At 46.5% G+C, this 21,480-nt stretch carries 19 protein-coding genes; 17 read left to right on the top strand and 2 right to left on the bottom strand.

Features of this window, described 5'->3' with window-relative positions:
- Positions 1 to 35: 35 nt before the first annotated feature.
- Entirely contained in the window at positions 36 to 2,408 is a 2,373-nt protein-coding gene (gene ppsA, locus ACT53D_RS04645; RefSeq protein ID WP_194746818.1) for a phosphoenolpyruvate synthase, read from the bottom strand.
- Positions 2,409 to 2,611: 203 nt separating this feature from the next.
- Here ppsA and ACT53D_RS04640 point away from each other — a divergent pair, with 203 nt between their 5' ends.
- From ACT53D_RS04640 to miaA, 8 genes are all read left to right on the top strand, one after another.
- Entirely contained in the window at positions 2,612 to 3,586 is a 975-nt protein-coding gene (locus ACT53D_RS04640; RefSeq protein ID WP_476154737.1) for a GHMP family kinase ATP-binding protein, read from the top strand.
- A 120-nt stretch (positions 3,587 to 3,706) separates the two neighbouring features.
- Positions 3,707 to 4,600, top strand: coding sequence for an NAD(P)-dependent methylenetetrahydromethanopterin dehydrogenase (locus ACT53D_RS04635; RefSeq protein WP_194746816.1), 894 nt, complete (start codon positions 3,707 to 3,709; stop codon positions 4,598 to 4,600).
- A gap of 7 nt (positions 4,601 to 4,607) precedes the next feature.
- Entirely contained in the window at positions 4,608 to 5,717 is a 1,110-nt protein-coding gene (locus ACT53D_RS04630) for an ATP-grasp domain-containing protein (RefSeq protein WP_476154735.1), read from the top strand.
- Positions 5,683 to 6,678: a methenyltetrahydromethanopterin cyclohydrolase gene (gene mch, locus ACT53D_RS04625; RefSeq protein WP_275355092.1), complete on the top strand. Its 996-nt coding sequence runs from the start codon at positions 5,683 to 5,685 to the stop codon at positions 6,676 to 6,678. Before ACT53D_RS04630 ends, mch begins: the two co-directional genes overlap by 35 nt.
- A 76-nt stretch (positions 6,679 to 6,754) precedes the next feature.
- The gene (locus ACT53D_RS04620; protein WP_476154733.1) at positions 6,755 to 7,651 is read left to right on the top strand and encodes an ATP-grasp domain-containing protein; all 897 of its coding nucleotides are present in this window, start codon (positions 6,755 to 6,757) and stop codon (positions 7,649 to 7,651) included.
- Positions 7,652 to 7,660: 9 nt separating this feature from the next.
- Positions 7,661 to 8,521 carry a triphosphoribosyl-dephospho-CoA synthase gene (locus ACT53D_RS04615; protein ID WP_476154731.1) on the top strand — a complete coding sequence of 287 codons (861 nt, stop codon included), beginning with the start codon at positions 7,661 to 7,663 and terminating at the stop codon, positions 8,519 to 8,521.
- 61 nt (positions 8,522 to 8,582) lie between these two features.
- Positions 8,583 to 8,957: a 4a-hydroxytetrahydrobiopterin dehydratase gene (locus ACT53D_RS04610; protein WP_194746812.1), complete on the top strand. Its 375-nt coding sequence runs from the start codon at positions 8,583 to 8,585 to the stop codon at positions 8,955 to 8,957.
- 37 nt (positions 8,958 to 8,994) lie between these two features.
- Positions 8,995 to 9,948, top strand: a complete 954-nt coding sequence (gene miaA, locus ACT53D_RS04605) for a tRNA (adenosine(37)-N6)-dimethylallyltransferase MiaA (RefSeq protein ID WP_476154729.1) — start codon at positions 8,995 to 8,997, stop codon at positions 9,946 to 9,948.
- A 264-nt stretch (positions 9,949 to 10,212) separates the two neighbouring features.
- Here miaA and ACT53D_RS04600 read toward each other — a convergent pair whose 3' ends face one another.
- A complete protein-coding gene (locus tag ACT53D_RS04600) occupies positions 10,213 to 11,550 on the bottom strand; it encodes an undecaprenyl-phosphate glucose phosphotransferase (protein WP_194747474.1) in 1,338 nt (445 codons plus the stop codon).
- A 370-nt stretch (positions 11,551 to 11,920) separates the two neighbouring features.
- On the opposite strand from ACT53D_RS04600, the gene epsL reads away from it, so the two are divergent.
- The 9 genes from epsL to ACT53D_RS04555 all read left to right on the top strand — a co-directional run bounded on the left by epsL (position 11,921) and on the right by ACT53D_RS04555 (position 21,475).
- Positions 11,921 to 13,117, top strand: a complete 1,197-nt coding sequence (gene epsL, locus ACT53D_RS04595; RefSeq protein ID WP_476154727.1) for an XrtB/PEP-CTERM-associated polysaccharide biosynthesis outer membrane protein EpsL — start codon at positions 11,921 to 11,923, stop codon at positions 13,115 to 13,117.
- Positions 13,118 to 13,164: 47 nt separating this feature from the next.
- The gene (locus ACT53D_RS04590) at positions 13,165 to 14,043 is read left to right on the top strand and encodes an EpsD family peptidyl-prolyl cis-trans isomerase (protein ID WP_476154725.1); all 879 of its coding nucleotides are present in this window, start codon (positions 13,165 to 13,167) and stop codon (positions 14,041 to 14,043) included.
- A 67-nt stretch (positions 14,044 to 14,110) separates the two neighbouring features.
- Positions 14,111 to 15,133, top strand: coding sequence for an SLBB domain-containing protein (locus ACT53D_RS04585; protein ID WP_476154723.1), 1,023 nt, complete (start codon positions 14,111 to 14,113; stop codon positions 15,131 to 15,133).
- 36 nt (positions 15,134 to 15,169) lie between these two features.
- Positions 15,170 to 16,573, top strand: coding sequence for a chain length determinant protein EpsF (epsF, locus tag ACT53D_RS04580; RefSeq protein ID WP_476154721.1), 1,404 nt, complete (start codon positions 15,170 to 15,172; stop codon positions 16,571 to 16,573).
- A gap of 13 nt (positions 16,574 to 16,586) precedes the next feature.
- Positions 16,587 to 17,456, top strand: a complete 870-nt coding sequence (gene epsG, locus ACT53D_RS04575) for a chain length determinant protein tyrosine kinase EpsG (protein WP_476154719.1) — start codon at positions 16,587 to 16,589, stop codon at positions 17,454 to 17,456.
- 11 nt (positions 17,457 to 17,467) lie between these two features.
- Complete coding sequence (xrtB, locus tag ACT53D_RS04570; RefSeq protein WP_476154717.1) at positions 17,468 to 18,337, top strand: exosortase B; 870 nt, start codon at positions 17,468 to 17,470, stop codon at positions 18,335 to 18,337.
- 2 nt (positions 18,338 to 18,339) lie between these two features.
- Entirely contained in the window at positions 18,340 to 19,005 is a 666-nt protein-coding gene (gene epsI, locus ACT53D_RS04565) for an exosortase-associated protein EpsI, B-type (RefSeq protein ID WP_476154715.1), read from the top strand.
- A gap of 36 nt (positions 19,006 to 19,041) precedes the next feature.
- On the top strand, positions 19,042 to 20,172 hold the full coding sequence (locus ACT53D_RS04560) for a glycosyltransferase (protein WP_476154713.1): 1,131 nt from the start codon (positions 19,042 to 19,044) through the stop codon (positions 20,170 to 20,172).
- Positions 20,153 to 21,475, top strand: a complete 1,323-nt coding sequence (locus tag ACT53D_RS04555; protein WP_476154711.1) for an O-antigen ligase family protein — start codon at positions 20,153 to 20,155, stop codon at positions 21,473 to 21,475. Before ACT53D_RS04560 ends, ACT53D_RS04555 begins: the two co-directional genes overlap by 20 nt.
- The last annotated feature ends 5 nt before the right edge of the window (positions 21,476 to 21,480 follow it).

The following is a 21,480-nucleotide window of genomic DNA, read 5'->3' as shown; positions in this document are numbered from 1 at the left end:
TACCTCAAGTCAAATGCTGTTTTAATACTGACTGCTTATTTTTTTGTCAGACGTTGCCAGGTCGCAACCACGGTATCCGGATTCAGCGACACGGATTGGATGCCTTCGGCAACCAGCCACTCAGCAAAGTCTTCGTGGTCAGAAGGACCCTGACCGCAAATCCCGACGTATTTGCCCAGACGGTTGCACGTATTGATGGCCATCTTCAACAGCACTTTCACTGCATCATTACGCTCGTCAAACCCATCGGCCAGGATGCCTGAGTCACGGTCCATGCCCAATGTCAGCTGTGTCAGGTCATTGGAACCGATGGAGAAGCCATCAAAGTACTCCAGGAACTGCTCTGCCAGCAAGGCGTTGGCTGGGATTTCACACATCATAATCAGGCGCAGACCATTTTCGCCGCGCTTCAGGCCATTGGCTGCCATGATTTCGGTCACGGCACGCGCTTCTTCCAGCGTGCGAACAAACGGAATCATCAACTCAACATTGGACAAGCCCATTTCATCACGTACTTTTTTCATGGCCTGACATTCCATGGCAAAACACTCTTTAAAGTCTTCAGCCATGTAGCGTGCTGCACCACGGAAACCAATCATTGGGTTTTCTTCATCGGGCTCATAAATGTCTCCACCGACCAGTTTTTTGTATTCGTTAGACTTGAAGTCTGAAGTACGCACAATCACTGGTTTTGGATAGAAAGCAGCGGCAATGGTTGCCACGCCTTCGGCCACTTTGTCGATGTAGAACTGTTTGGGGCTGGCATAGCCGCGGGCACGGTTCTTGATCGTCGCCTGTATGGCTGCCGGCATGGCGTCAACGTTCAGGATAGCTTTCGGATGAATGCCAACCATGTTGTTAATCACAAATTCCAGGCGAGCCAGACCTACACCGTCATTTGGGGTTTGCGCAAAGGTAAACGCCATATCCGGGTTGCCAACGTTCATCATGATCTTGCAGGGTGGTTTGGACAGCTCGCTATTGGATTGCGTAGACACTTCATAGTCCAGCGCACCGTGATAGACAAAGCCGGTTTCACCTTCTGCACAAGACACCGTCACAATCTCGCCATCGCGCAACAGGTCAGTCGCGTTGACCGAGCCTACGATCGCTGGAATGCCCAGTTCACGTGCAATAATCGCTGCGTGACAAGTGCGGCCGCCACGGTTAGTCACCAAAGCGCTGGCGCGCTTCATGACGGGTTCCCAGTTCGGGTCAGTCATGTCGGCAACCAGAACATCCCCTGGCTGTACTTCATGCATTTCAGAGGGATCCAGCACGATACGCACAGGACCCACGCCTACTTTTTGTGTCACAGCACGGCCGGCGACCACTGGCACGGAGGCGTGTTTTTGCAGCTTGAAGGTTTCTGTGACATTGTTGGCCGCTTCCTGGGATTTCACTGTTTCAGGACGGGCTTGCAGGATGTACAGTTTGTTATCCAGACCGTTTTTACCCCATTCAATATCCATTGGACAGCCATAATGCTGTTCAATCGTCATGGCATAGCCGGCCAATTCCAGAATGTCCGCATCAGTCAGGGAGTAACGGTTGCTTTCAGCTGGATCAACTTCCACGGTGTGGGTGGATTTTCCGGCTTGTGTCGCATCCGAGAATATCATCTTGATCAGTTTTGAGCCCATGGTGCGACGCACAATGGCTGGCTTGCCTTGCGCCAGCAATGGCTTATGTACATAAAACTCATCCGGGTTGACCGCGCCTTGCACCACCGTTTCACCCAAGCCATAAGACGAGGTGATGAACGCGACATCACGGTGGCCGGATTCAGTATCAATGGTAAACATCACACCGGCACAGCCAATGTCTGAACGTACCATTTGCTGCACACCCGCAGACAAGGCAACATCGGCGTGCACAAAGCCTTTGTGTACACGGTAGGAGATAGCGCGGTCGTTATATAAAGAAGCAAACACTTCCTTGATGGCGTGGTTGATGTTGTCCAGGCCATGAATGTTGAGGAAGGATTCTTGCTGACCGGCAAAAGAAGCATCAGGCAAATCTTCAGCGGTTGCAGAAGAGCGCACCGCAAACGTGGTCCCTGGCGCTGATTTTTCAATCAATTTGGCATAATTGTCAGCAATCGCCGCCTGCAGGACAGGGGGGAACTCGGCTTCCATGATCCATTGGCGAATTTGCGCGCCTACGCGAGCCAGTTCTTGCGTGTCATCAGCATTTAGCTTGTCTAGCAAATCGTTAATCTTGTTGTTCAGTCCGCCTTGCGCTAAAAATTCACGGTAGGCATCTGCGGTCGTTGCAAAACCAGTCGGAACGCGCACACCTTTGGCAGAGAGCTGAGAAATCATTTCACCCAGTGAAGCGTTCTTGCCGCCCACGGATGGCACATCGGTGTTTCGTAGATTCTCAAATGGAATAACATGACTTACCATATAAAACCCTTAATGATTTAAAACTGGTGATAATCTATCGCGAAATGCAATGGATTGAATTCGATAAATAGAGGCCGTTTGCCAGACATCGTCTGATTATAGAATGACTTTTATTCCGTGCATTATGCCAAAATCATGTTTTAATGTCACGTCAACGTCAAAGACGTGAAATAATTTTTTTCACACTAAATAATATTAATGCCATGAATGCTCAGATCCCTGTCGATCGTTCGGTCAGTGTGGCCACTTATGGGCGTTTGCACCTGGGTTTTTTTAACCTCGGTGCGGACGATACGCGCCGGTTTGGTAGCATGGGGGTGGCGATCGATGCCTTTCAAACCTCGCTGACTGCCAGTATTGGCCCACAGTCTGCGCCACTGGATAGCTGGGCCGCTGCCATTGTACACCGTCATCTGGCTGCGCTTGGCGTGCAACAAGCCGTCAATCTGAATATACAGCAGGCAATCCCTCGCCATGGTGGGCTGGGCTCAGGCACGCAGATGGCCCTCGCCATTGGCGTCGCCCTCAATCACCTGTTTGCTCACACACTCACTGAATCGCACATTGCAGCCTTGCATCAGCGTGGTGGTCGTTCGGGCATAGGCATTGGTACCTTTGTTCAGGGCGGCTTGATTGTCGATGGCGGCCGTGGCCCGAATACCGTGGTGCCTCCCATTCTGGTTAGGCATGCGTTTCCGCAAGACTGGCATTTTTTGCTAATCACCGACAATAGCCGCGATGGCCTGCATGGGCAAGGTGAAAAAACAGCATTCCAACAATTGGCCCCGCAATCGGCCGCAGCCACCCAGGCGATACAGCAGCAACTGCTCAGTCACGGGCTGCCTGCTTTAATCGAGCAGGATTTCGCTGCATTCAGCCAGTTTGTAGGCGATTTGCAAGCCTACAATGCCGAGTATTTTGCCCCGGCCCAGGGTGGCCTCTACGCCAGCCAAGGCGTCAGCCAGATTCTGGAGCAGCTCAAAGCGCAGGGGCATCGTGGCTTGGGGCAAACCTCCTGGGGGCCGACCGGATTTGTGTTATTACCAACGCGTGCAGCAGCGGTAGCCTTGCAGATGCAATTGCTTGCCCGGTATGAAGATCGGCCTGCACTGGGGTTTATCGTCACGGCAGCCATAAATTCGCCAGCCTTGATTGAGGTCAAGGCATCTGTCGATTAACTTTTATTAAGATAATTTTGAAAAGTTACAATTTTCACGGTCTGCTCTTGATTTTGAACGGGGCTCTTAGTGTGTATATTTGAGCATGAATCTATTTAACAAACGGTTTCAGGGGGAACAATGAAGAAAACCAGCATTATGCATTTGTTTACAGCCGCAAAAAATGCGAGTCCATTTGATGTCAATATGGCATTTGATGCAGGCTATGAAAAAATTATTTCTTATACCGACGTCACCCTGAATGAAATCATTCCATTGACTCAGGATGCCATTTTCTCCCGCAGTCCGAGTGGCCTCAAACAACAGGCCTTGTTTTTTGGCGGCCGTGATATTCAAGTCGCGCTTGAAATGCAGAAGCAGGCACGTAGTGCCATGTTCAAACCTTTTGAGTGTCATACCTTTTCCGATCCCTCTGGCGCGTTTACAACCGCTGCAGCCATGTTGGCCAAGGTTGATTTTTACTTGCAAAAGTCCGGCAGCGGCCTGGGCAAGGAAAAAGTCGCCATTTTTGGTGCCAGTGGTACGGTGGGTTCTACCGCGGCATTGATCGCGGCACGCCAGGGCGCAACGGTGCTAATGGTGGCCCATGCCGAAATCGCCAGCATGCAGGCTTATGTGGACAAGTTGTCGACCAGTTACGACGTCAAATTACAAGTGGTGGATGGTAGCAATGAAGCTGCGAAAATGGCGGTGTTGAACGAAGCCAGCGTGGCATTGTGTGCAACCCCGGCCGGCGTGCGTGTGCTCGAAGTGCGTCATTTCGCCAACTCCAAAACACTGAAGGTGGTTGCAGATGTCAATGCCGTACCGCCGTCTGGCATTGAAGGCGTCGACACCTTCTCGAATGGTGGCATGATTGAAGGCACCCAAGTCGCCGGTTTTGGTGCGCTGGCGATTGGTCAGCTCAAATATGTCACCCAGAATAAATTGCTGGAGCAAATGTTGCAGAGCGAGAGCCCGATGCACATTGACTATCACGAGGCATATGAATATGCCTGTGCGCACGTAGAATAGGCTGCGCTTGCGGTTGGCCATTTTGTCGCACAGTGCACGCATTTATAGCCAGATGGCACGACGTGAGGGCTTTGACGTGTTGGCAGTGGACGCGTTTGCAGATGCCGAGACGCGACAAGCCGCACAAGCCTGTTTTATCTGGCCAGGGTTTGACAACCCCGGGGCTGCACACGTGATGGCCGACCTGCTTGCGCAACTCGATACGTTTGCGCCAGAGGCCGTTGTGTTCGGTTCAGGATTTGAAGCCAATACAAAAGCGTATCAAGCATTGTGCGAGCGCTATCCGGTGTACGCCAATGCTGCTGAGGTCGTGATGCAGGTGAAGGACCCTTTCGTATTGCAGCAGACTTGTGAGCGCAGCGGTATTGCATCCCCGGTGGTGGCAAGGAAAAAGCCGGTTTCTGGTACTTGGCTGTATAAACAGATTGGAGCATGCGGTGGCGGACATGTGCAGATCGACGATTGCGCAGCGACAGCGCCGTTTGTAGCTTCTGACCAAGCCTATTGGCAAGCTTTTCAAGCGGGCCAGGCCGTTGGTCTGTTGTTTATCGCCCAGTCGAACGCATGCGAGCTGATTGGCGTTCATGCGCTCAAACAGCGCCCCGGCGGCTTTACCTACGCCGGCGCGAGCCGCCTGCACGATGAAAAAATATGGGCGGCAGCGCAGCAAGTGTTGAACGCGCTCCTGCCAAACTTAAATTTGATAGGCTTGAATAGCCTGGATGCGATCTGGGTAGAGGGCACTTTACATGTGCTCGAGATCAATCCACGACTCAGTGCCAGCATGCGATTGTATAGCCAGATGCCTCTGATACAAGCACATCTGGCCAGTTGCCAGCAAGCGCAAGGGCCTGCACTGAATCGACCGACAGGCTACGCCAGCCATTGCATGGTTTATGCCCAACAGGCTATCACGGTCGGTTCACTCGACTGGCCAGAATGGGTAGAAGATCGGCCAACAACCCATGAGATTGCAGCCGGACAACCGGTGTGCAGTCTTTATGCTGAAGCAGAGACCGCGCGCGAGGTGCACGCGGCCTTGCAAGACCAAAAAACACAACTTGAAAAATTATGGGGGACGTATGTCTGCAAGCACATCGAATTCAATATCCACTAATGAGCAACCGTCAAGCATTAGCGTTCAACGCTACAGCGCACCGCTCGTTGCTGAGCTGGTTGCCAATGCAGCCGCCTTGGGCTGTGCGGTATCCACGCACGAGACAGGGGCAACCATCGTCGATGCGGGCATTCAAGTGCCGGGAGGATTGGAAGCAGGTCGCCTGATTGCTGAAATCTGTATGGGCGGACTCGGTAATGTGGCCTTGCGCCATGTGCCGCAATTTGCCAACTGGCCATTAAGTGTGGTGGTTACGGCCAAACAACCGGTGATTGCCTGCCTGGGCAGCCAGTATGCTGGTTGGGCGCTGTCCCATGAGAAATTCTTTTCGCTGGGTAGCGGCCCTGCACGGGCGATTGCGCAGCGTGAAGAGGTGTTTAAAGACATCAATTATCGCGACCAGGGCGAGCAATCGGTATTGGTGCTTGAAACTGACAAGGTGCCGCCTGCCGCCGTGATTGAAAAAGTATCCAAAGACACCGGGCTTCCGGCGAATAAACTCACCTTTATCCTGACGCCCACACGCAGTGTGGCCGGTTCATTACAAGTGACCGCACGCGTGCTCGAAGTTGCCTTGCATAAATGTCACGCCTTGCATTTTGATTTATCTGCCATTGTGGATGGCTACGGGATTGCGCCGGTGCCTGCACCATCGCCAGACTTTATCGTCGGCATGGGCCGCACCAATGATGCGATTTTGTTTGGTGGCTTTGTGCAGTTGTTTGTGAATACGGACGATGCTGCGGCAGAAGCCCTGGCAACACAATTACCTTCTTCCGCCTCCAAAGACTATGGTCGTCCTTTTGCTGAGGTATTTAAAGCGGTCAATATGGACTTTTACCAGATTGACCCGATGTTATTCTCACCGGCCAAAGTCAGTGTCAGCAATGTGAAAACAGGCCGCACATTCTTTGCTGGAAAGTTTAATGAAGATCTTTTAAATCAATCTTTTGGTAGCTAAATCTCAAGTGATTTAATATGTTCCGAGGGCAGGCGTCAGGTCTCAAAACCTGCACCTGCGTCATCGTACAAGCCTTATGCAAGTTGTTCCTATTTTTACTGACGAAGTGGCCCAGGCCGGTGGCTGGCATGGGCAGAGCTTGGCTCAGGCGTTTGCCCGTCGTGGCTGGCAAGCGCTGATGGTGTCACTGGATAGCTGTCATCTGAGTATCGCCAATCAGCAGGTGCTGATTCATATCCCCGGCTTGACGCAACCAGCCCCCATGGCCTTTGTGCGTGGGGTGGCCGCAGGCACGACACAACAAATTATTACGCGCATGAACCTGCTGCATACTTTGCAGCGGCAGGGCATTGTCATTTATAACTCGGCACGTGCCATCGAAACCACGGTGGATAAAGGGCTTACCAGTCAATTGCTGGCAGAGCAGGACGTGGCGACGCCAGCTACCTGGGTCTGTGAGCATCGGCACATTGCGCATATGTTGATGCAGCAGGCACTGGATACTGGAAAAACGCTGGTGATCAAGCCGTTGTTTGGCTCGCAAGGCAAAGGCGTGCGTCTCATCGAAAGCCGTCAGCAGTTTGCCTTGCCGCAAGACCCTTTCGTTGATGGCGTGTATTACTTGCAGGAAAAAATTGAGTGCGGGCCTTACCAGCATGATTACCGTGTGTTTGTGGTGCGCGGAGAGCCGATTGCCGTGATGCAGCGGCAAGGTGACAGCTGGTTGCATAATGTGGCGCGTGGTGCACGTTGCAGTGCCTGTGACGAACAGGATGTGGCTGACATTGGCGTGCGCGCTGCACAGGCCGTGAATATCGCCTATGCCGGGGTCGACGTGATGCGGGACAAGCATGGCAAATTGTGGGTGATCGAGGTCAACAGTATCCCGGCCTGGCGTGGGCTGCAAAGTATTACCTCGTTTGACATTGCGGATGTGCTGGTCAATGATGTGTTACAGCTGGCTGATACTTAAATGATGCAGATGAATGCACAGATTCAAACCGCTTATTTGCAGGCTTGCCTGGCCGAGCTCGAAGCGCTCAAGCCCGGCAATGTGCATATTTTTGCTGATGGTCATGGCATGCAGGTCCAGCATTTCGTTGAGAGCGCACACGTCTCGGCACCTGCGCTGTGTGATGATGCACAATTTGGCAAGCGCAGCCTTGGGCAACGTATTTTGCAGGCCTTGCAGGCCACCTACACCCAAGTCGGTTGCAATACCAATTTGGGGATTGTCTTGTTGGCCGCGCCGCTGGTGCAGGCTACGGTGGATTATGCGGCTTTGCCGTTAAAGACCGGCTTGCAGCAAGTCTTGCAGCAGACCACGGTGGAGGATGCGGCAGCGGTCTATGCCGGGATTCGTCTGGTGAATCCGGCCGGCATGGGGCAGCGCAGTGAGCATGATGTTTCAGAAGCGCCACAGATCACCTTGTTGCAAGCCATGCAACTGGCCAGCGCGCAGGATGAAATCGGCCGTCAATATAATGAGGGCTATGCCCGTCTTTTTGAGGAAGCGCTGCCCCTTTATCTTGAACAATGCCAACGCTGGGAACGTCCCGCTTGGGCGTTGACGGCGGCTTATTTGTACTGGCTTTCCAGCGTGCCGGATAGTCATATTGTGCGCAAATATGGCTTGCAGACAGCGCATGAGGTGCAAACTACCGCCGGGCAGCATTATCAGGCACTGCTGGCGCTAGATAATCCTAAAACCTACCTGCCTGTATTGCTGGCCTGGGATCAGTCACTCAAAGCGGAGCGCTTAAATCCCGGCACCAGTGCGGATTTAACGGTCATCACAGCCATGTTGGCAACCATGCAAACAACGGGCGCCCGCCCCCTATAAGTCAACGCCCGACCTGCGGTATACTGCAGGATTGACATGTTTAGTCAGTCTGGAGCCGCGTATGTCCGAGCAAGTATTCACCGAGCAGGAAATTCAACAACTTTTGAGTAGCTCTTTGCCGCATTGGTACTATGAAGAGGGCTGGATACGCCGCAAATATAAAACCAATAGCTGGAAAGGGACGCTGATGGTGGTTAACACCATCGGTCATCTAGCAGAAGCCGCTTGGCACCATCCTGACCTGACGGTTTCTTATGCCTTTGTCATCGTCAAGTTATGCACGCACAGCGCAAAAGGTATCACGATGAAAGACATAGAACTCGCCAGAAAAATTGAAGAGGTGATTCAATGGCAACCTGCTCAGCAAGCAGGCTCAGCCTTAGAGGGCACACCACAAGATGACCTCCGCTTTAGTTACGTCAAATACGACCAATAACTGTTTTTACGTTTAATCTTCATTGTTGATTTGTTGTATGCCAGCCCCAGATAAAAGCCATCTACCGCCAGCGATCTTTTTTATGGGGCCGACGGCTAGTGGCAAAACAGCCGCCACCATTGCGCTAGCCCAGCGCTTTCCGGTGGAAATCATCAGCGTCGATTCTGCGCTCGTCTATCGCGGCATGGACATTGGCACCGCCAAACCCGATGCCGAGACCTTGCGCCAGGCGCCACACCATTTAATTGATTTAATCACACCACTAGAGCAGTATTCCGCCGCCCAGTTTGCCAAGGATGCGTTAGCGCTCATGCACACGGCCACCGCCAACGGACGCATCCCGGTGCTCGTGGGCGGCACCATGCTTTATTTCAACGCCTTGCAACATGGCTTGAGCGACTTGCCGCCGGCGGACCCTGTCATCCGCGTGCAAATCGAAGCTGAAGCCAGTGCGGTTGGCTGGCCTGCCATGCATGCCCAATTAGCCAGCATAGACCCCAGCGTCGCTGCCAAAATCCATACCACGGACTCACAACGCATCGAACGCGCCTTGGAAGTGTATCGCATCAGTGGTCAGCCCATGAGTGTCCTGCGCGCGCAGTCCGAAAAAGTCACGCTACCGTTTGATATCCTCAAAATCGCCCTCATGCCTAGCGATCGCAGTGTCTTGCATCATCGCATTGCCGATCGTTTTGAAACCATGCTGAAACAAGGCTTTATCGAGGAAGTTCAAGGCTTGCTCAGTGCCTATCCGCAACTCACCACTGAGACACCAAGTATGCGTTGCGTCGGTTACCGTCAGGTGTTGCAGCACCTCAATGGCGAGATTGACCTGCCCACCCTGGCTGATCATGGCGTCTACGCGACGCGGCAATTGGCGAAGCGCCAACTCACCTGGTTACGTGGTATGGAAGATGTGGAAGTGTTAGATTGCTTGAGCCCGAGCTGGATCGGGCAGATGTTGACCAGAATGACCACGCACAGCGATTAATCGCATGTGTGTGAGATTGAGGTGTGAAGTTAGGGATACGCGGAATAAGTGGCTACGCGGGCCAATTACTGCGTTGCGGGGTACTCGAAACCTCGCTGTACACCGCGTACTATCTCGGTTTCTGCGTTCCGTGCGCCTTGCACTTTATCCCGCTCGCTCACTTATTCCGTGTATCCTTAGCTTGGTAAACAAAGCTTACCATCATAAAAAAAGCCTGACGGCGTTGTCAGGCTTTTTTTATGATCCGCTTTAAAACGGATGCTATCAGTAAGCACCGTCTTGGCCGACAATGGTCAGCCAGATTGTTTTTGCCACAATCAACATATCCAGGCGAGGGCTCCAGTTCCGCAGATATTCCAGATCATAGTGCACGCGCTGTTCCATCTTATCAAGGGTGTCTGTTTCACCTCTAAAGCCATTCACCTGTGCCCAACCGGTAATCCCAGGTTTGACTTTATGGCGCACCATATAGCCTTTAATCAGCTTGCGGTATTCCTCGTTATGCGCAACGGCATGCGGGCGCGGGCCAACCACACTCATGCGGCCTTGCAACACATTGATAAACTGAGGCAATTCATCCAGTGAAGTTTTACGTAAAAAAGCCCCCAGAGGCGTAATCCGCTGGTCATTTTTAGTAGCCTGTGTCACCTTGCTGCCATCTTCGGTTACCGTCATCGAGCGAAATTTATACACTAGGATCTCTTGTCCATCCAAACCGTAGCGGCGTTGCTTGAAAATAATTGGCCCAGGTGAAGTTAACTTTACCCCTAACGCAATGACCAGCAAAATGGGTGAGATTAAAATCAAAACAAATAACGAGAATAAAATATCTGCCGTCCGTTTGATCACACCATCTACACCAGTAAAAGGCGTCTCGCAGACAGATACGACTGGAATACCGTTTACTTCAGAGACTCGGCCCTGGATAAGGTCGGTCACAAAAATATCTGGCACAAAATAGATTGAAGCCGTCGTATCTTTTAAATCATCCAGCATTTTTAAAATCCGAGGGTGGCTGGACATCGGCAATGCAATATAAAGTTTATGTACAGTGTGCGACTTTAAGTAACGACTTAACTCATTTAAGCTACCTAACACCGGATAGGCGTCTGTTTGCGGTAGTCGATTCGGCGCACGATCTTCAAAAAAACCTAAGATATTAATACGCTGGTAGTAGTCGCGTTGGAGGTTATCCGCCAGCAACAGGCCTTGTTCATTCAAACCAATAATCAGCGTGTTTTGCGGAGGACCTTGCCACTCAATCAGCTTCGGACTGGCCAACTTTAAAAGCTGCAGTGCAAGAATTTGGACAATAGGTGTTGCAATGAGCCATGCAAGAATGAGCTTTTCGCTATAAAGTGTAATGTAACGCGTGATGTAAGCAAACGTTAGTACAAACGTTGCAATCACCAACCATTGACCAATGACATCGCGGCACATTTTTACAAAGCCTTTGCGAATTTTGGCGCCACTTGGAAAAGAGATAGAAAACAGCACAATAGATGTAATAAAAATCGACATCGGAATGCGGTTTTCGGTATAAATAAACAATCCCCACAAGACAAATACCATGACCAGAGGCTCAACAAGAGACTCCAGCATGTAGAGTGGATTGTTGGCACCAGCAGAAAAGCCTGAAAGTGTTCTGATCGGGGGTTTGGTAGTCATGGATATTAAAATTATTTTGATTAAGACTCAAACATAGTTTAACGCATCCGTTATAGTTGCATCAATGTCTTATTTAAGGCAATCGCCCAGATGTACAGGTGCAACTCTTCAATGAACATGGTAATCTGTCAAAAAAGTTTAATCATATCGAATCATCATGTCTAACTTTGAGGGAAATGAAGTTTGCATGAGTGGATTTTAAAAAAGTGTGGTCTTGACGTAAGAGTTGTCTTTGGCCTCCGTGAATAATTATTAAAACAAGTAGACTCACTTCTAAATTCTTAAACTTCAACACGGCTAATGCATGTTATTAAATTCTAAAAAGATAAAACAGTCTTTATTGATGAGCCGCTTAATGTGGTTTTTATCATCACTTTATTCGACTATTGGAGTCGCCGACGAATTTGATACATTGCAGTTTAGTACAGCTTACAATCGTATCTGGGACAACAACCTCTTTCGCCTGAGCAACAATGAAATCTCTGATCAAGTTTCCTCTTATACCGCCGGGGTCAGGTTGGATAAACGTTACTCTCAACAAAGGCTTTTGGTCAACATTAATTATATTGATACAAAGTATCAAGTAAATGACTTTCTGGACTTTGGAACAGTTAACTATGATGCTGCGTTGCAATGGACATTAACACCTTCATTAACTGGTGTCATATCCAGTGATCGCACCAAGACTTTAGCTGGTTTTGCAGATTTTAGATCTCAGGTGCAAAACATCCGAACAACTGAAAATAATCAATTCAGAGCAGAGTATTCGCCACACAAGATTTGGGCTGTAATCGCTGGAATTTCACAATCCAAGTCAACAAATAGTCAAACATTCAATGCTGTGGCTGGGTACGATTACAAAGCATTCGATTATGGCGCGCGTTATAATTTTCCCTCAGGTACTAATCTATCTTTCTTGGGACACAAGCGTTCAAGTGATATTCAGCGCGATCTTATTCCTTTGGCATTTCTTGATAATGGATATTCAGAGGACGAGTTTGAGTTAGATGTGACTTTTAAAAGTCTAGGTAAAAGTAATTTAAGCTCTAAAATTGCGTATTTATCTCGTGAGTATAATCATTTTAGTGTGCGGGACTATGGCGCCTGGTTGGGATATATTCGTTATGATATTTTGCTAACTGGAAAACTCAGAGTGAGCACTGAAGCTTCACGTATACTTGGTGCGTTCGAGACTAACTACAGCACTTATGCTGCAACAGATGCTCTCACCTTAAATCTTAGTTACTTTTTTACTGAAAAATTAATTTTTGGTGTTAATGGTCGTTATGCTGAACGAGACTTTAAGCAGCCTGTTGTATCTGGTTTGCCCAGTCGCAAAGACGAGGAAAGTAGTATCGGAGCATCTGTCACATGGCAACCAATTAAAAATGTGAGCCTTATTTTTAACTCAACGAAGTCCTCACGTGATGCATCTAGTGGATACAACTCTTTTGATTATAATGATGTTACCTCAAGTGTAACTTTGGATTTGAAAATTTAAACAGTCAGTTTTAAATTAGCGCACTTAAAAAAGAAACGATAAAAGCCATGAAAAATTTTGCACTTATACCACTGCTGCTTGCATCTTTATCAGCCTGTAATAACAGTGACCCTATAGGTAAGCAAACTCAGGTGGTTGCGAAAGTGAATGGTGATGAAATTACCGTGCATCAAGTCAATGGTGAGATGCAGCGATTGCAAGTACCTGTAGCTAATCCAACTCTAGTAGCAAAAAAAATGCTCGACAGCTTGATTGACCGCCAGCTATTAGTGCAGGAAGCCGTCAAACTTAATATTGATCGTACGCCCGAAGTCATGCAGCTTGTTGATACAGCGCGCGCGCAAATTTACGCTCAAGCCTACTTAGCACGTAAAGTCTCAGCAATCGGTCAAGCCAATGACAAAGAGGTGCAACAGTTCATGCTTGAGCACCCTGAGGTTTTTAGTAGGCGTAAAGTCTTCACAACATCAGATATTATTTTTGCAAACAATCCCGCAAAAATTGACCCGGGTCGATTGCAAGGCCTAGTTAGTAATGCTGAAGAGTTAAAGTCTTGGTTAACCAGTCATCAAGTTCATTTTGAAATCGCTGAAGAAACGATTCCTACTGAGGCACTACCCAAAGAAGCGGTCAGTTTGGCAGACCAAATCAAAGTTGGTGATTTACTCTTTATGCATGATGATATTAAAGTCGTCGCGCGCAGTGTTGCTAATATTGCTGAGGTTCCGTTGACAGAGCAACAAGCCATTGACATGGCTACTAAGGCTGTGAATGAGCGCAAACGTCAGCAGTTAATTCTTGATGAGTTGCAGCGACTAAAAAAGTTAGCTCAAATTGAGATTTTAGATCCCAATTTAAAGTCAGAGCCTAATCCAAAAGCTGAGCTTGAATCGGCAGACGTCAATCATGGCTTAAAAGGGCTATAGACCTCGTTGTTAATGATCTTTAAAGTCTAAGTATGTAAGCTTATTAATTACTAATTGAGAACTACACATGAAATTTTTTACGCGTTGCTTGTTTTTTTTCGCTTTGCTCATTCCTTCGTTTGCCTTTGCAGATTACACATTAGGTACAGGGGACTTTGTAAAAGTGACCGTTTATGGGGACGCAGAGTTAATGCGTGAAATTAGGATCGCTGAGAATGGCATTTTAACCTTTCCTTTAATTGGAGAGGTGCGTGTAGGGGGGCTATCGACCGTTGAAGCTGAAAAGGTTATTGCCGAGCAGTTGAAAAAAGGAGGCTTTATTGCCAATCCCCAGGTTTCAGTCGTAGTAATCCAATTTTTGAGTAAAACAGTATCTGTCTTGGGTGGGGTTCTTAAACCGGGTCGCTATCCTGTCACTCGGCCTTCAGATGTCAAAGATATCATTGCAGAAGCTGGTGGAATCACGCCTGATGGTTCTGAAATTGTGACAGTAGTCCGTGGCGACAAGCGAACCGAGCTCGACTTACATGATGTGATCAACCAACATGCCAGTAAAGAAGAAACCACTGTAGCAGGGGGGGAAACGATTTATGTAGGGTCTCGTGATGTGGCTGTGGTGGGTCAACTGTTACGCCCAGCCAAATATGGTATTCAAGGTGGGATGCGTAAGATTAGTGACTTTATCTCAGTCGCAGGTGGTCCAACAGAATTTGCAGGGGAAACCATTTTTTATACTACATCTATCTCTGGTACACCAGTGACTGAGCAAATTAATATCGACGAGCTGTTTAAAGCACCGAACTCTGCACACAATAAACAGGTGTACCCAGGTGATGTACTCTATGTGCCAAAAGCCCCGCAAGTGTATGTGTATGGTGAGGTGCAGCGGCCAGGCATGTATAAAATTGATAAAAACATGACCGTGATGCAAGCAATTGCTAAAGCTGGCGGATTAACAATTCGTGGCACGCAAAGGGGTGTGAAGTTATATCGTAAAAATGCTGATGGAGCTATTACAAAGCAAGGTTCCGAGCTTACAAGCATTTTAATGGATGAGGATGTGCTTTACATTGATGAAAGTCTTCTGTAGTCGACTGATTATTTTTAGTTTCTTAAGGTCATAGTTATGAATTTTACGCAGTTCTTTTTGATTCTAAAAGCTCGACTCAAAGTGATCATTTGGTCATTTGTACTTGTGGTCGGCTTAGTCGTATTGTTGTGCTTGGTGCTCCCTAAATCTTACACAGCTACGACAACCTTGGTTGTCAATTACAAAGGGGTAGACCCAGTTACCGGTTTGGCTACCCCTGCTCAATTGATGCCAGGATATATGGCTACTCAGGTAGACATTATTAGCAGTCATGCAGTTGCATTGAAGGTTGTCCAGAATTTGGGGTTGACCAATAGTCCTGTAATCAAGCAGCAGTTTGAACAATCAACAAATGGATTAGTAAAGATTGACGATTGGTTAGCTGATATCTTACTTACTAAGCTTGAGGTAAAACCCTCTCGTGAAAGTAGCATGATAGAAATTAATTACCAAGGAGCGGATCCACAATTTTCCGCGGCGATTGCAAATGCTTTTGCAGAGGCGTATCAAGAGGCTAGCCTTTATTTAAAGGTAGAACCTTCGCGAAAAGCAGCAGATTACTTGCTGGCACAAACAAAGCTTTATCGGGATAAGCTGCAAGAGGCACAAGTCAAACTATCAAAATATCAACAAGAAAATGGGTTAACTAGTGTTGCAGAAAATTTAGATGTTGAAAATGCCAAATTGAATCAATTGGCGCAACAGTTGATTGTTGTGCAAGCTCAAGCGCTCGATTCATCCTCCAGGCAGAAAAATGCAAGCTCATCCGGAGATGCTTCTCCTGACATCGCGTCAAGTCCAGTGATTCAAAATCTCAAGGTCGCGCTTGCTCAAGCAAACTCTAAGCTGGCCGAAACGGGAAATCGCTTAGGAAGTAACCATCCTCAATATCAAGCAGCACAAGCTGAAGTTGAAAAACTGAAATCACAACTTGAGTTAGAGGTTGTGAGGATCAGTACTAGTGTTGGTGGAAACGCCAAGATTTATCAACAAAATGAAGCACAACTAAAGACGGCGCTCGCTGCGCAAAAGCAAAAAGTACTTGATTTAAATCGCTCTCGCGATCAAATGTCAGTTTTGCAGCATGATGTTGAGAGCGCTCAGGCTGCATTCAATGCTGTATACCAAAGACTGAATCAAACCAGTTTGGAAGGCAAGGCTAATGAAAGTGATATATCTATTCTTAATACCGCGATTCCGCCCTCAAGTCCATCCAGCCCGAAAACTATTCGGAATGTTTTTCTCGCTGCAGTGTTAGGAATTTGGATGGGCATTGGTATTGCGCTTTTGCTTGAGTTCAGGGATAGGAAAGTAAGAAGTCGCCAAGATTTAGAAAAGATTATTGATGCGCCGATTTTTGTGATGTTATCCAAATCTAGAAAGCAAAAAAGAGCATTATTTGCTAAGAAAGATTTACCTAAGCTCCTACCTCGTTTTTAAAGGACACATGAATATGGATAACACTAAGATTGAAGCCTTGCCAAACAACGTGCATCAGCGTATTGGCATTATTGGAAAACTATTGGTAGATATGGGAAAGTTGGGCCCAAATGACATTCAAAAAATTGTCAATCTACAACAGGAAGTCGGTTTGAAGTTTGGTGATGCTGGAAAGCGGTTGGGTTTGATTAACGATGATGATGTGAAACGTGCGTTGTCATTGCAGTTTGATTACCCATACTTAAGTGATCATTCAAAATTTAGTGCAGAATTGATAGCTGCTTATCAACCTTTTTCAGTGCAAGTTGAGGCATTACGAGCACTGCGTAGTCAATTGATTTTACGGTGGTTCTCGGAGGGAAATAAGTCACTTTCAATTGTTTCTGCTAACTCAGGCGAAGGTAAAAGCTATCTTTCTGCAAATCTGGCTGTCGTTTTTTCTCAATTAGGACAACGTACTCTGTTGATTGATGCAAATCTTAGGACGCCTAAGCAGCATCAAATTTTTAACCTAAAAGAGAAGCTAGGGCTTTCAGATATTCTTGCCATGCGGTGTGGCTTGGAGGTCGTTACTAAAATTGATTCCTTCCTGGATTTGAGTGTGCTTGGTGCTGGCACTGTGGCCCCTAACCCACAAGAGCTTCTAGGTGGTAACAGATTTACACAGTTAATGATCGAGTTCTCAAACAAATTCGATGTGATCATTGTAGATACAGCTCCTGCTGCAGAAAATTCCGATGCACAATTAGTTTCTGCTAGAACACAGGGTGCTTTGCTTCTGTCAAAAGTCGACTTTACTCGTATTCATGATATTGAGAATGTATCCGAGCAGCTTAAGGCGGCAGGTGTTGAAGTGGTAGCAGCACTAATGAATGAATTTTAGAGTCATCAAACATGAGCCAACTTGTATCTAGGCAACTTCAGCCATGGCTGTTAGTAATATTAGGTTTTTTAGCTCTTTACATTCCTACTTATATTAATCTTGCGCAAACATTGTGGACCACTAATGATCAGGGCCATGGGCCATTGGTCTTGATGGTGGTGCTTTTTTTAGTTTGGAATAAGCTAGACGACCAAAGACTGCATATTTCAGCTCCTGAAAAAGGCGCTGAGTTTGCAGGTTGGGCTTTATTTGTGATTGGTCTAGTGCTGTACATTGTAGGTAGGTCTCAAGACATTTTAATGCTCGATATCGGGTCTCAATTATTTGTTTTGTCCGCTATCTTGCTTGTTATGCGTGGAACACCGGCCTTGCAAGCACTTTGGTTCCCTATATTTTTCATTTTCTTTATGATCCCTTTGCCAGGGTTCGTTATTGATAGCGTTACCATGCCAATGAAAATTGCCGTATCCAACGTCACAGAGCATGTGTTGTATTGGTTTGATTATCCAATTGCGAGAAACGGCGTTATTTTGCAGATTGGCCAATATCAATTAATGGTTGCAGATGCGTGCGCTGGAATGCACACACTAATTTCTCTCGAAGCTTTAGGATTGTTGTACCTCAACCTCGTAAAACATGATTCGCTTCTAAGAAACACAGTGTTAGCGATTTTGATCATTCCAATTTCTTTCACTGCTAATGTTGTGAGAGTCATCAGTTTGACATTAATTACGTATTACTTTGGGGATGAGGTAGGTCAAGGGTTCATCCATGGCTTTGCTGGAATGTTGCTATTCTTGATTGCACTCATTTTAATTATCGCATTGGATACTATGCTACAAAAGTTTGTAACCCATCGCTATAAAGTTGAGGCGGATTAATCATGCTGCGTCAAATCATTATGCTGTGCTTTATGGTAGCGGCCTCATTATTTGCATATTTGGTTCATCCGACTGTAAGAGTGGCCGACCAAGGAGAGAAGCTAAATTTAGAGGTCATTATTCCATCTAAATTTGCTGAATGGCAACTATTAGAACTACCAACTAGTCAACTTGTTAATCCTCAACAGAATGAGCTAGTCAAAAAAATCTATGCACAAGTGTTAACAAGAACTTATGTGAATGCAAATGGAACTCAAATTATGTTAACCATTGCTTATGGTGAAGACCAAAGTGACGGAATGGCACTGCATTATCCAGAGGTCTGTTATCCTGCACAAGGTTTTCAAATTAGTAAGATGTTTAATGACGATTTAAGGATTGATAATAAGTTAATCCCCGTTAAAAGGCTGCTGGCTTATCAAGGTCAACGTTATGAACCCATCACCTATTGGACAACGATGGGGACAAAGGTTGTCAGAGGAGGTCGACAGGCAAAGCTTGAGCAAATACGATATGGCATTCATGGACTTATTCCTGATGGTCTATTATTTAGAGTGTCATCAATCAATACGGATAGTGAGCAAGCGTTTAAAGACCAAGACGCATTTATCCAAAGCTTACTTTTATCTATGCCCGCAAACTATCAACTCAGGCTCGCTGGTATTTAACGGCAAGCGACTGCCTGGCACATAAACATTATTTTCATGAGTCAAAAATTAAGAAAAATATTGGTTTTTCGTTCTGAATACCTCAATGTGTCTGAAACTTTTATTTCAGATCATTTACGCTCACTCAACCGCTACAATGCAATTGTGGCATGTTTGCGTGAGAAAGAGTCGTTACACAAACCACTAGATGTAGACGTTTACAACCTCCAGCAAAGCTTTTTATATCAAAAAATATATCGATATTTTAAACAACTACCCTTGCTTTATCAGTTGCTCAATAGGGAAAAGCCAGATCTGGTTCATGCTCATTTTTTGACGGATGCTGTTGAAATTTTACCAGTAATGGAAAAAAACAATATCCCGTTTATAGTGACTGCACATGGGTATGATGCAACTACATACGACGAATATCTTGCCAGATTCCCTGAGGGTAAGTTGTTGTTGCAGAGAAAGTCTCGTTTAATTAAACGAGTCGATAAAGTTCTATGTGTTTCAGAGTTTATCAAGCAAGAGCTTTTAAAGAGAGGTTACCCAGCCGAAAAATTGGTAGTGTCTCATCTCGGAGTTGATTTAACCAAAATTAATCAACGCGAGCCTCAAGCCAATAATGGGACAGGGATTGTATACGTCGGGCGACTAGTGGAGAAAAAGGGCGCTCAATATTTACTTAATGCCTATGCACTGCTGCCTGAAGCAATACGTAACATTCATCCGTTAAATATGATAGGTGACGGGCCTCTGAATCAAGAGTTAAAAGCATTAGCTGAAAAGCTGGGGATAGCAGTTAATTTTATGGGCGCACAACCTCGTGAGGTTGTTATCCAAACTATTACAAAGTCTAGATTGTTTGTGTTACCTAGTATACGCGCGGTTTCAGGGGATGCAGAGGGCATGCCTATTGCAATTATGGAGGCACTGGCAATTGGGGTGCCAATCTGTATTTTTGACGATCAGCCAATGACTGCCCTCATTCAAGCATACGATGCAGGCCTGCTGGCAAAAGCTAGAGATGCTAAAGATATGTCAGAGAAGATAGCGCGCGTATTAGTAGATGAACAATATGCGGCTTTGCTTGCTGATCACGGTCAGCGTCTTGTTAAAAATACTTTTGACCTTCAACAGAATGTAGCTGCTTTGGAAGCGATTTATGACAGTGTCCTTACTTAAAGAAGCAAAAATGTCTACAAATCATGGTTTAAAGTTTGATGTTAGAACAAAACCTGGGCTCAATATTTTTGCTGTTGCAGTCAAAATACTGTTCATTTTATTGCTATGGAAAATCTCTGGTATTAGAGTCTGGCCACATGCCTACCTAGGAGAGCCTTACGCGCCTTTTCGAGCGACGTACTATACTGAAACCGCAATATCTCTTTGCGCGATATTGGCGCTTTTCTTTCATCCTGATGTATTTAAAGCTGAAATTAAGCGGCATTTATTACTATATTCATACTTGTTTTATATATTACTGATTTATATTTTTGCCTCAAAGAATATCACTACACTTGCTTTAACGCTTAATTTTTGGGGCCCCGTGCTCATATTGCCAGTTTTTCTAAATTACTACAGTCAACTGGAGTTTAAAAAAGTATTAATTTATTTCGCTATTGTAACGATTTTGATTAATGCCGCATCAATTGCTGTGCCTAGTCGCTCCATGATGTTGGCAAACTTTTCTGGCTTTTTCAGAGGCTTGACAGCTCATAGAAATGATTTGTCACAGCTCATGGTTATATGTAGTTTTATACTACTTTGCTCATCAAGTGAGTTGCGTGCCTTTCTCCGATGGCCTCTGATACTATCAGCCTTAGTGATGATAGGTTTTGCTGGATCAGTACAGGGGATTTTGCTCACCATGGGCGGATTTGTGATTTTTTACGCATTTGTACACCGAAAAATAGTGTTTCACCCTTATTTCATTTATACGTTCATCACATTTGTGGCGATAGCCGTAGTGATTTACACATTCTCACTCGATGAGTTCTTGGCGTTGTTTGGACGCGATAGCAGTTTTACTGGGAGAGATCGTATTTGGGACTTGAGTGAGTATTTAATTATGAGAATGCCATGGTACGGCTATGGTGTCGGATCAGTTGCTACCAATTCCCCATTTACACCACCCAATCTATTACACACCTTTGGTTTAGGGACATTGTTTTCATCGGCCCACAACAGTTATCTTGAGGCATTCCTGTCGTTTGGGTGGATTGGTGGGGTTTTATTTTTATTAGTTGCCGTACACTATACAATCCAGATAATCAAAAAGCTGCTGAATAGTGATGATGTTAATGATATGAAAAAACTATCTGCGTTACTTTTGTTTGTTTGTATTGTTGGTGGGTTTACTGCCTCAGAAAAATTTTTCTATCCAGAGAGAGGTTGGTTCTCTTTTATATTATTGATTTATCTATCCTATGGAGTAAGGGGCGATGCCCACAACCAAGATAAATTGCCCCAACATCAGCCAGCATAAGTTTT

This window comes from Methylophilus sp. DMC16 (assembly GCF_056314045.1).
Note: the sequence above shows the minus strand (reverse complement) of the source record. Positions and strands in the feature narration are given on the sequence as shown.